The 12,193-nt window shown below is 33.9% G+C and carries 10 protein-coding genes; 2 read left to right on the forward strand and 8 right to left on the reverse strand.

What is annotated here, in order from left to right; all coding sequences use genetic code 11:
* Window positions 1-81 precede the first annotated feature (81 nt).
* The 7 genes from QZ659_RS06840 to QZ659_RS06870 form a co-directional block, all read right to left on the reverse strand.
* Window positions 82-774, reverse strand: coding sequence for an ImmA/IrrE family metallo-endopeptidase (locus tag QZ659_RS06840; protein WP_291723927.1), 693 nt, complete (start codon window positions 772-774; stop codon window positions 82-84).
* Entirely contained in the window at window positions 764-1,330 is a 567-nt protein-coding gene (locus tag QZ659_RS06845; protein WP_291723930.1) for a restriction endonuclease, read from the reverse strand. The genes QZ659_RS06840 and QZ659_RS06845 overlap by 11 nt, the downstream gene beginning before the upstream one ends.
* 39 nt (window positions 1,331-1,369) lie before the next feature.
* Window positions 1,370-3,586, reverse strand: coding sequence for a cyclic nucleotide-binding domain-containing protein (locus QZ659_RS06850; protein ID WP_291723932.1), 2,217 nt, complete (start codon window positions 3,584-3,586; stop codon window positions 1,370-1,372).
* Between the two features lie 71 nt (window positions 3,587-3,657).
* A complete protein-coding gene (locus tag QZ659_RS06855) occupies window positions 3,658-4,038 on the reverse strand; it encodes a four helix bundle protein (protein ID WP_291723934.1) in 381 nt (126 codons plus the stop codon).
* Between the two features lie 22 nt (window positions 4,039-4,060).
* Window positions 4,061-5,758 (reverse strand): adenylate/guanylate cyclase domain-containing protein, encoded by a 1,698-nt coding sequence (locus QZ659_RS06860; protein WP_291723936.1) that lies wholly within the window; start codon window positions 5,756-5,758, stop codon window positions 4,061-4,063.
* Between the two features lie 50 nt (window positions 5,759-5,808).
* Complete coding sequence (locus tag QZ659_RS06865) at window positions 5,809-7,473, reverse strand: adenylate/guanylate cyclase domain-containing protein (RefSeq protein WP_291723939.1); 1,665 nt, start codon at window positions 7,471-7,473, stop codon at window positions 5,809-5,811.
* Window positions 7,474-7,602: 129 nt separating this feature from the next.
* Complete coding sequence (locus QZ659_RS06870; RefSeq protein WP_291723942.1) at window positions 7,603-9,072, reverse strand: NADH-quinone oxidoreductase subunit N; 1,470 nt, start codon at window positions 9,070-9,072, stop codon at window positions 7,603-7,605.
* Between the two features lie 174 nt (window positions 9,073-9,246).
* On the opposite strand from QZ659_RS06870, the gene QZ659_RS06875 reads away from it, so the two are divergent.
* Window positions 9,247-9,891: a MarC family protein gene (locus QZ659_RS06875; protein ID WP_291723946.1), complete on the forward strand. Its 645-nt coding sequence runs from the start codon at window positions 9,247-9,249 to the stop codon at window positions 9,889-9,891.
* Between the two features lie 160 nt (window positions 9,892-10,051).
* Complete coding sequence (gene mnmE, locus QZ659_RS06880; RefSeq protein WP_291723949.1) at window positions 10,052-11,482, forward strand: tRNA uridine-5-carboxymethylaminomethyl(34) synthesis GTPase MnmE; 1,431 nt, start codon at window positions 10,052-10,054, stop codon at window positions 11,480-11,482.
* A gap of 72 nt (window positions 11,483-11,554) precedes the next feature.
* On the opposite strand, the gene QZ659_RS06885 is transcribed toward mnmE, so the two are convergent.
* On the reverse strand, window positions 11,555-12,109 hold the full coding sequence (locus tag QZ659_RS06885; protein WP_291723952.1) for a redoxin domain-containing protein: 555 nt from the start codon (window positions 12,107-12,109) through the stop codon (window positions 11,555-11,557).
* Between the last annotated feature and the right edge of the window lie 84 nt (window positions 12,110-12,193).

A 12,193-nucleotide genomic window follows, 5' to 3' on the forward strand; every position in this document is an offset into this window, starting at 1 on the left:
AAGAACAGCGCAAAACAATAGCCAAAATTCAAAGTTTTATGGGACAAGATAAGGGGTAGAACCTTGCGCCAGATGGGGGGATTAAATATCAAACATATTCGGATAATAACTCTTCATTACACTCTTTAAAGATTTAGTTTTATACCCAAACTTGATGTAACCTTCTGAATGTAACTTATATATTACGCTTACCTTAGTTGTTTGAAAAAAAATTGAAAGTTTGCTCACGATATATGCAAAGCTCTCTTGATTACAAGTCTGTTCATCAACATATAATATGTTAGAACTTAAATTGATTTCAGACTTTGCTTTTTCAAATTGTTCAAATAAAGCAACACTAGGAATTATTAAGTTTAAAGCAAAATAATTTGCCTGCCATTCAATCCAATTTCCTTTATCCTCGAATATATAATCAAATATTTTGTAGTTGTCTTCATTGTCTTTCAAACTGTCATATTCCTTCTGTTCCATCATTAGTTCACTATGAAGAAAAAAATGTCCTATTTCATGAGCAATTATGAAGAAACCTCTTTGAGATACATATTCTTTAGCACTTACATATATTGTTCTATTATTCAAATCGTATTTGCCCAATATTTCACTTTCTATCTTATTGTTTATGTCAGATATATACTTAGTTTTTAGTCTAAAATTCTTATATAAGTTTGCAATTAGGAGTTTCATATCTAATTGCTTTACACCTATTAGAAATGAGTAAGCAAATTTTCTTAATATATCCTCTGTCAATTTTTTTATTTGTATTTCATCCTTCATTATCTTTTATTTTATCCCTGTACCTCTTTATATAAGATTTTATTATTTGCTCCTCTAAAGTTTTAGCCAAGTCATCTATAGAGGTTTTCCCATTCTTTTTTTTATCAAGACCTTGAGTTGCGTTTTTTTTATTCAAAACTACATTGTAACTAATTTCTGGATTTACATGTATAATCATTAAACCCTTATTTTTAGCAACATTATAAGCTCCTTGACTAAGTTTTCTTGTTGTCATAAAAACTCCTTTGACATTAACCCCTGCTACTTGTTTTGTCTTATTTATAAATTCTTCTATATCATCGACAGGAATATTTTTAGTAGAATAATCTTTACACTCAATCAAGAAAAGAAAATAATACTCCTGTTGATTGCCAAAAAATACCTCTACTGAAATATCAAAGATTATGTTTCCTTCTCTATCTTTAGAATAATAACCTTTTTTCTGATAAATTTTACAAGAATTAGGACTTATTCCTAGAGAACCACTATCAATAATGTTTCTAACAATTTCATAGGACACGTTTTCAAACTTATCTCCTTTTTGAACAGTATTCATTAAATTTAAAATGTGTTAGTGGATTACCAAAATATTTATCTACCCCCTCCTAAACCTCTTCTCATACGTTTCAATAACTTTCCAATAGACGACAGGAATTTCTTGTATCAAATCGGCTGCTATGGCGAAAAGAGAAGTATCTTTTGAGATAGAAATGCTGTATTTTTCGGTGTTTTCTTCCCAGTTTTCAGCATTCAAGATGTCGTTTGCTCCGAAGAAATCGCCTTTTTGTAGCGTTTCTACTTTTTTACCATTCCGTTTGAGAGTTACGCTGCCTTCTGCTATCAGATAGAGAATGTATTTTTGAGAGAAATCTTGTCCTTCAGTTTGGGTCATTGCTTTGGCAATGCGTGTTAGAATAGGAAAAGAAACCACCTCGCCAAAGAGCCATGTATTTTCTAAAAACAAAATATTTTTCTCTACTCGTTTGAGTTCGCTATACAAATCATTTCTATCCACAAAATCGTGATACGATTGTAGAGGAATCTGAATAACAGTAATATTACTGGCTGCTCGGTAGGTTTCAAGAGCTTTTCCACCCAAATACCCCGAATAAAAACCAATGAGAGAACCTGCTGGCAAAACGTGTTGGTTGCCTCGTTTGGAATCTATAAATTCCACCGAACCTGTGAGAAGCAAATACACATATTCGCTATTGTGTCCTTTTTTGAAAAGAATTGTTCCTGCGTTGAAGTGCCTTACCGAATGGTTGAGCAAATAATTGACTTCGTGCTGTGGAGCGCTAGGAAAATAAAATTGAATGTATTTGCTCGCAAAATCAAAGAGATAATCATGACTAGCAGGAATAAGTTTATCAATCATTCCGAAGGCTGCCGATGAACCAATTTCTCGTTCTTTGAAAGTGAGTGGTTTGTGCGTGTGTGCCAAAACTATTTTTTTAGATTCATCTTTTCGATAATCTTCGGCTTGTCCGTGAATCATTCCTCCACCAATATCAATTTTTTTGAGGTCGGTAGGAATAAGGTAGTTTTGCGTGATTTTGTCGTACCACTCATTAGAAACTTGCAAATTGTCGTCTCGTTCCGTCATTTTTTTGAAAACATCAAACGAAACTACATCAGCTAAATGTCCATAAACTTTGTAGGCATCTTTCCATTTGGCTCTAAAATAAAATAAATTCGTTTCGACAGGGTGAGGCGAATACAATGGCATTACCTCCAAGCCATCTACATCGTTCCATGTGTCAAATTCCAAATCACAGACATCAAAAAAGTTTTTAAAATTGCTTTCCTCAATAGACATCAAGGCAGCCAATTTTTTGGTAACGGCAGCACGAACAAGTGGTGTGGCGTAATATTTAAAACGTCTGTCGGTTCGGATGAGTGTAGTAAGCCCTGCAAAATGGTCGTCGTGAGCGTGGGTATGGAAAATTCCCTCAATCTCATTGACGCTAATTCCTAAATAATTCAGACTTGTCAGAATATTGGGACCTGCATCTACTAAAAATATCTTTCCTTGAAAAATAACAATGCTCGCCATACAAGGACGATTAATATCCCAGCCATCACCTTCTCCAGAATGTACCACAGCAAAATATTCTCTATTCAGATAGTGATACCCCAACTGATAAGGAGCTTCATAACGGTCTTCTGCTCCCAAATTTAGATTTACTTCTACGCTTTCCTCTTTATAACTAATCTCATAAATATTAAATCCTTTTCTTTCTATAAAAACTCCGTTTCGAATTTCTGTTTTTGTGTTTTCTTGTTCTGAATTTTCATTTTCTTCGATAATTCGCTTGTCTAAAAGAGCATCAGATGGGTTTATTTTTCCAAAGGCAAAATTGAGTTTTATTCGCATCATTTGCTCAAAATCTTCTCCTCTTACTCCTGCTGCTTCATATTCTTCTTTATTAATTAAGCCATAATTTCCACGATAAAAATATTTCATTTGTGCTTCTATCTGCTCTTCTGTTCCGATAATCATGGGACGGATGCCTGTATTATTCGGATGATTCGGAATGACCATTCCTTGCAAATAGAGCATCTGCATAGCAGGAAATTCTATCAAATTCGAAAAGCTACCGTTCTGCATCAAGACTTCTGAAAGCAAAATACAGTTGGGTCCTGATTCATAAGAAACAATATTTTTTCCTATCTTTTTATCAATCGTTTCGATAAGCCCACGTTTTTTCAAATGTTTGACAGCATCAGCAGGACAACCACAAAGCATAAAAACATTTGCTTCTGGCACTTCTACCCAAAAAATTCCTGTACTTACTTTCAGCTTCTTCATAATATCAGTAATCAGTAATCAGTAATCAGTAATCAGTAAATACGATTTTGTAGTATTTACTTTATATACTACTACTTTTTCTGACTTATTTTACGTTTGTTTATTCTCGTTTTTCTTAAAATTGCGAAAAGCATTTTGCCGATTTCATCGGCTTGTTTGTACATACTCTCGTATGTATTTTCGTCTATATAACCTGTATCTTTTAGTAAACTCAGCCAGTATTTAGTTTCTAAACATTCTTTATAAGCAATGCTCATTTTGGCAGAAAAATCATCATCAGAAATTGCTCCATTAGCTTCTATAATATTTGCTCCAATAGAAGTTCCAGAGCGTAATAATTGCTTTGAAAGTACATACTCTTTTTTCTGCTCTTTCAAAAACTCAAAAGCCTTTACTATTCTGATAGCAAAAGGATAGGCTTTATCATACACTAGGCTTCTATTCTCTATCATAACTAAAGCATCAAAATACTGATTACTGATTACTGGTTACTGACGACTGAACGAAATACATATCAATTTCCCCTTTATTCTTTGCTGTAATTTTCCCTCTGTATTCACACTCAAAATCATTTTTTACATGATGGTATGTGGTTTCAGAGATATTTACCTTTCCAACTTCTCCACTAGACTCCATTCTTGCTGCAAGGTTTACGGCATCGCCCCAAATGTCGTAGGCAAATTTATTTTTACCAATCACACCAGCCACTACCGAACCTGTATGAATTCCCAAACGAAGTTCAAAAGTTGGTTCACCTATTTTTTCTTGGTAAGATTTCCAATCTTTCATAAACTGTTGCATCTCTAAACCTGCTCTTACAGCATCTTTTGGATTGGAACTGTTAGCCACTGGAATCCCTCCTGCACACATATAGGCATCACCTATAGTTTTGATTTTTTCAAGATCGTATTTATCACAAATTTTATCAAACTCTGTAAAACAGTACTCTAATTTTTTGACGAGATCTTCTGGTGATAATTTTTCAGAAATCTGCGTAAAACCTTTGAAATCAGTAAACATAACCGTTACTAGGTCGTAAGATTGTGGTTGAGCATGTCCTGTTTCTTTGAGTTCTTGTGCTGTTTCTTCTGGCAAAATATTGAGTAAAAGCGTATCTGATTTTTGGCGCTCTAGTTCTATTTCCTTGTTTTTCGAACTAAGTTTTCTATTACTATTAAATTTTTGAATAAAGGCTACTACAGAAATAAGAAGAACGATTCCACCACCAATAAGTCCGATGAGAAACTGATTGTTTCGTGCTTTTTGTGCTTGTGCTTCAGCTTTTTGCGCTTGCGCTTCGGCTTGTTGCTCTTTAGCAATGGCTTCTTGTTTCTGACGCTCAGATTCTTTCATTTTCAAATCAAGATTTTTGAGTTGAAGTTCTAGTCCTTGCCTTTCAATAACATATTTTTGAGAGTCAATATCCAAGGTCAGTTCTTTTTTTTGAGTTCTTAAAAACTCTAATTCTCTTTGCGATAAAAGCATAGGGTCTATTTTCATTGCTTCTTCTAGCTCTCTTTTTTTGTCTCGTGGGTCTGGCTTTTCGCTTTGAGCTTTATCCCACATGAGTTCAAAGAGTTTTACTTTTTCTTCGCTCCCTTGTTTTGTGTGTGCCTCTATCAGTACAGTAGAAAGATTTATTCTATCTTGGCGAGTAATTTCGAAAACATCTGGTTTTGAAAGTAGCGTTTCGGCAGTCGGAATGAGGTTTTCATAATCTCTTTCCTTGTGCGTAATTTTGACAATTTTACGCAAAACTTCTCCTTCTTTTTTGGATTCATTTAGTTCATTGTAGAGTTCGGCTGCTTCTCTATATTGATTATTTTTTTTGGTAAAATAATCTGGCATTTTATATTTGTCGCCTAATCGTTCGTGGCTTTTGGCTTTTAAAAGTTTATCATTATTTTTTTCAGCAGTATAGATAGCTCTTTCATAATAACGTGTCATCAAACCATCTTGCTTGATAAGATGATAACTATCTGCAATTTGCCAGCTTAGACTAATGACTGTTTTGTAGTCTCCATTTTTTAAGGCACGTTTTCGCTTGGCATCATAGTTCCTAATCTTTGAAATTACTTGACGACGGTTATAGTTTTGTGCTTTCCCCCAATCATAAGGCACAAAAAGCAACACAATCAGTGAAGCAATGAGAACAAGATATCTTTTTTTCATGTTGATGAATGATTTTTAGGATAGTTTTTTTATTAATTACAATAAGACTTTTAAAACTTAGAAACAACAAAGTACATATCTACTTCGCCTTTATTTTTGGCTTCTATTTTTCCACGATACGAACAGAAAAAATAATCCCTAACAAGTGAATATGTGTATTCAGAAATATTTACTCTTCCAACCTCCCCACTAGATTCCATTCGGGCTGCCAAATTTACAGTATCGCCCCAAATGTCATAAGCAAAGCGTTTTTTCCCAACTACACCAGCTACAACAGGTCCTGTATGGATTCCTAAACGCATTTCGAAATACGGCTTTCCTTGTAGCATTTTCTTTTGTTTGAGTTGCTCAATGACTTCTTGCATTTCCATAGCTGCGCTCACAGCATCGACAGGATTCGTATAATTTGTAGTTGGAATACCTCCAGCACACATATAAGCATCTCCCATCGTTTTGATACGCTCCAAATTCCATTTTTCACAAATAGAATCAAATTCTGAAAAACACTCAGCAAGCTCGTCGATGAGTTCCTCAGGAGTTAGTTCTTCAGCAACTTGTGTAAAGCCTTTAAAGTCTGTAAAAATAACACTCACTTGGTCGTAAGAACGTGGAGGCAAGTTCGGATTACGTTTGAGTTCTTCAGCTATTTCTTTTGGTAAAATATTAAGTAATAGAGCTTCCGAACGCTCTTTTTCTTGTTCTATAATTTCCTTTTGACTTTCAATTTCTTCATTTTTGGACGCTAGTTCTTGGTTGGCAGAAGCAAGTTCTCGGTTGGCTTTTTTCTTAGCCCTCACTGTATTACTCTGAATAATAATAAAAATTATGAGAATTACAGCAAAAAAGGCTACTCCTCCAACAACATACATAAAGAGCTTTTTATCTGCTTCCCTTGCTGCCAAAGATTCTGTATGCAAACGTTCCAAACTATCTGACTCAAATGTACTTCGCTCTAAAAGTTCTTCTATACTAAGTGTTTTTACTTTCTGCTCTTGTGCTATTTTTTCAGCTTCTTTTTTCTTCTCCTCTTTTTCTGTTTTTGAGACAGATAAGGTATCTATCAATACTTCATCTTTTCTTTCTTCTAGTGCTATTACATCTTGCGCCTCGTCTTTTATTTCTTCTTTGATGTTAGCATACAAATTGGCATTTTTAGTATCTCCTTTTATTCTATAGATTTTTGCTAAATCTTCTGTAATTTGTAAAACAAGTTGCGTGGCATTGGCATTGTTGGCAGAACGAATTGTCGTTTTATACACTTCAATAGCTGCATCATATCTCTTCATTTGAGCATAAACATTGCCCTCCAAATAATGATAAAGAGCAGCCTTTTTTCTATCTCCTAATAGTTCATAAGATTTTGAAGCCTTTTTATAATTAAAAACGGCTTGCTCATAATTCTTCTGATTTTTATAAATTTCAGCCAAAGAGGCATAGGTTTTTCCTAAGTTTTCATAATCTTTGACAGTAGCTGAATGCTTAACAGCTTGATTAAGATAGCTGATGGCTTCATCTGTATTTCCTTGCCTGTATTTTCCTTTGCCAATCTCAAAAGCCAATCTTCCTGCTTTATCAGGACGATATTTGTTTACAGCTGCTTTATATTGAGTTTCTAGGTTTTGAGCTACCGTTTGATAGAGAGGAAAAAAATACAACGTAAAAATAAATACACTAAAAATAGAAGCAAGCAGAAAAGATTTTTTTTGGAGTAGCATATTTGAATGGAACTTTTCTATATTAAAAAAGAAGAAGCAAAAAATGAATAGAGAATAGGATTATGGAACACTTAAATTAGACCGATTCTCATAGAAATACAAATTTTTATAAAAAAAAGTAATAAAAAATTAGAACCAGCGAAGAGCAAAAACTACTAATCCAATATTGAGTAAAATCAATACAGCTGAAATGAAAAGAGTTGAAGTAGAAAGTCTAATTATGGGAAGGTTGTTTTGTGTTTTAGAAGCAGACGATTTCAAAAACAAGAGATAAGGCACTTTGAGGTAATAAAAGAAACCTATCAAGGTAGCAATCCCTACGCCAATCAGAGAAAGTAAGAATACTGAACTCACTTCATTTTGATAATTCTGAAAAGCAATAAAAATTACGACGATTTTTACTAAAAAGCCACCCAAAGGAGGAAAGCCAGCTAAAGACAGTGAGGCAAGAGAAAGGAGCAACTTAGAGGAAATTGGTAATTTATTGAGGTCTTTAATTAAAAAATTATCATCATTTTCTAATTCTGCACAAAATTTCCATATAATAGCATTTGATATAATGTAGAAAACCCAAAATAGTAGAAGTCCATTTTCTGAAATAGTAGCGTATTTAAAATTATAAACTAAAAGTAGTAGAAGAAATCCAACTTGAGCAACTCCTGAATAGGCAAAAAAACATTTAAAGCTACTCTGTTGAATAGCTAAAAAACCTCCAAAAATAGCTGATAAAACACCTAGTAGAGAAAGAGCAGAAAATACAATTTCTTGCAAGTCTTTGGATAAATGAATAGACTGACTTAACACAAAAAACAAAACTCCACTCGCTACAATTTTCGGAATAGTAGCTAAAAAAAAGACTGTTCCAGCAGAAGAGTTTTTATAAACTTCGCTTATCCAAAAATGAAGAGGAATGGCTGCGAGTTTGAATAAAAATCCAATTCCTATCAAAACAAAACCAATTAAAAAAATACTTTTATCAGTGTTTGTTAAAGTGGTTTCAAAAATTTGAGGAATAGAAAATGACCCACTTACACCATACCACCACGAAAATCCATAGAGCAAACAAGCTGCACTCACAGCACCAAACGCCAAATAATTGAAAGATGAAGCTATTAGTTTCTCTTTCCCTTTATCAGAGAAAGATACTAGCAAATAACCACAAATAGAAAGCATTTCTAGGCTTATGTACACTCCAAAAATATTGGCTGAAACCACTAAAAATTGTGCGCTCAAAACACCTCCTAACAAGACCACAAACCATTCAGAAAGGTCTTTTTTATGAGAAAGCTGAATCCAAATCGCTAAAATTGCTGAAACAGAAGTTAGTATTTTTAGATAATGCGTCAGTCTGTTTTGGTAAAAAAGGTCGTTCCAAAAAAAAGTTGTCTTAACTGGCGTAGCAATGTCAGTAAAAAAAATAAGGACAAAGATATTTGCTAAAAAAGCAATGCTACAAGTCAATGGTACAAAAGTAGAACTTATCTTTTTAGGCAGCAGCAACCCACAAAAAGCCAACACCCAAGCAACTACTAAAAGTAGTTCTGATTGTAGAAATTTTATATCCTGCCAAGAAAAAAAATAAAAACTTTGTTCTTCCATCTAGCAAAGGTAGAACAAATACAAAAAGAATAAAAGATAAGTCTTTATTGAGACTTAAAAATGCTTTCAATCCTGATTTGTGAAGTTTTCGTGAAAGGGTTCAGTTTCTCATATCTTATTCGTACTTTTGCGTCCTTAAAATTGAAATAAACTTAAGTTACTAATAAAGAACAAATGGAAGAATTAATCAAATTTGGACTGCTCTGTTTTACTACTTATTTTACTATCATCAATCCTTTGGGAGTAATGCCTGTCTTTATGACCATGACGGCTGACCTAAGTGATGCCGACCGTACAGCCACAGCAAGAAAAGCCCTCATTACGGCATTTTTTACGATGATTGCTTTTGCTTTTTCAGGTCAGCTTTTGTTTGATTTTTTCGGAATCTCTGCTGATGCTTTTCGTGTAGTGGGTGGAATTATTTTTTTTATGATGGGTTATGATATGCTACAAGCTCGCCTCATCCGTACCAAGATAGAAGAAGAGTCCGTAAAAAGTTATGTTACTGATATTTCTATCACACCACTTGCTATTCCGATGATTTGTGGACCGGGGGCAATTACTAACTCTATTGTCATGATGCAAGAGGCTCAAAGCATTAATGAAAAAATTGTTTTGATAAGTGTTATGTTTATTATCTGTCTGATTACCTTTCTTACCCTATGGGCTTCTTCTAGAATTTCAAAAATGCTTGGGGAAACAGGAAACAAAATTTTGATGCGAATAATGGGACTTATCGTGATGGTAGTGGCAGTAGAGTTTTTTAGAAGTGGTTTGAAACCTATCATTGTAGATATTGTTAAGGCTGCAGGACAGTAATCAGTTAGTAGTCATCAGTAAAACGATTTGTTTTTGTATAATAACAGTTAAGCTAATTGTAAAGCACACTTACAATTTCGAATGATGAGGTGTTTTTATTTTAATTGTCCACTTTCAAACGCTAGTTCAGCGTAGCTAATTTTTCATTATTAATTAATTTATGTTTACCGACTTTTCAGATACTATTATTGCCCTTTCTACGCCTGCTGGACGTGGTGCAATTGCACTTGTTCGTCTTTCTGGAGAAGATGCCATTTTACACACGCAGCAATTTTTTAAGGGAAAGAATCTTTTAGAACAGAAAAGTCATACTGTTCATTTTGGAACAATAAGAAGCCCTCAAAATGAAATTTTAGATGAAGTCGTAGTTACCATTTTCAAAGCTCCTCATTCATTTACAAAGGAAAATGTAGTTGAAATTTCTTGCCACGGTTCGCCTTTTATTGTCAAACGAATTATTCAAAATTTTTTAGATAATTCGCCTGTACGTTATGCTAAAGCTGGAGAGTTTACACAGCGTGCCTTTATCAATGGTCGTTTTGATTTGGCACAAGCCGAAGCCGTAGCAGATTTGATTGCAGCAGATTCGGCAGCTTCTCATCAAGTAGCTATTTCACAGCTTCGTGGTGGATTTTCCAATCAAATCAAAGAACTTCGTCAGCAGCTTTTAGATTTTGTTTCTCTGATAGAGTTAGAATTAGATTTTGGAGAGGAAGATGTAGAGTTTGCAGAAAGAGACAAACTTATTTCTCTTGTAAAGACTGTTCAAGAGGTGGTAGAACAGCTTTTGAGTTCATTTGAACTTGGAAATGCTATAAAAAACGGTGTTCCGACAGTAATTGCAGGCAGACCCAATGCAGGAAAATCTACACTTTTGAATGCACTGCTGAATGAGGAAAAAGCCATTGTTTCTGATATTGCAGGCACAACACGAGATTTTATAGAGGATGAAATCAGCATTGAAGGAATTGCTTTCCGTTTTATAGATACGGCAGGGCTTCGCCAGACTGATGACAAAGTAGAATCTATTGGAGTAGAACGAGCAAGAAAAAAGATGAACGAAGCCTCTCTCATTTTATATGTAATTGATTTATCAGAGCTTTTTCATCAAAATATTTCTAAGGCAGAGTTTTTTGAAGAAATAAAGGAAGTTGAAAATTTAGGTATAAACACGCTTTTTGTCTTGAATAAGGCTGATTTTTGGAATAAAATCAATAATGAAAGTAGCTTTGAGTGGAAAGATGAATTACAAAAATGGATAGAAAATACAAATACCATTTTTACGCAAGCCAACAACACAACTAGCAGAGAAGATATTGAAAAGCTCAAAAGCAAAATTTTAGAAGCTATCCAAGCCGATGATTTCAATGCAGGAGATACACTTGTTACCAACACACGACATTATGAAAGTCTAAGAGGTGCAAAATTGGCTCTAGTTGATGTGCTGAATGCACTAGAAATGGGACTAACAGGCGATTTACTTTCCCTAGACTTACGCACAGCCTTAGAACACTTAGGTTCTATTACAGGTGAAGTATCGAATGATGAAATCTTGGGAAATATCTTCGGAAAGTTCTGTATTGGAAAGTAAATACTAAAAAAGACCATTTTTCAATTATAAAATTGAAAAATGGTCTTTCTTGAAAAAACAGATGCTATCTTTTTATTCGGAAATAAATTGTTCTATTTCCTCAAAAGGTAAATGGTCTGGAATATCTTTTCCATAATGTGCCTTTATGATAGTTAGGTTTTCATCTAACAAAAAATCGGCTGGAATAGAATGTATTTGAGTTTCTTTAGAGTCTATTTCATATCCTTTTTCCACTAATTTGGCGTGTATTGCCATTTGTTTTGCTGAATTTATAGTGGCATTGAATTTTTCGGTAGAAACCTCTGTGCCATATTCTGAATACGTTTTTCGCTCAAAATCAGCTATAATAGGAATAGGAGAAACCCCTCTGTGAAAAGAACTTTTCAAAACAACGTCTTTTTGAGCTTCCAAAAAGAAAATCATTTCTAGCTTATCTTTCCACGCATCATTCTTCATTGTTAGTTGATGAATCCTAAAATTACAAAATGGACACGCTACATTTCTAAAAAAAGAAACTAATATCTTTTTACCTTTCTTTTGATAATCAGATAAGTTGATTTCTCTATCAAAAACATCGACTACAGAAAATAGGGGAGCAGTTTGTCCAGCTTCTAAACGTTGAGACATGATTATAAAAGGGAATTAAGTTTAAAAAATAAAACAGGGGTAAATTATTAAAAATACTAGCTATTAAGTGGCAAAAATCACACT

The sequence above is a fragment of the Bernardetia sp. genome, from assembly GCF_020630935.1.
Taxonomy (GTDB): domain Bacteria; phylum Bacteroidota; class Bacteroidia; order Cytophagales; family Bernardetiaceae; genus Bernardetia.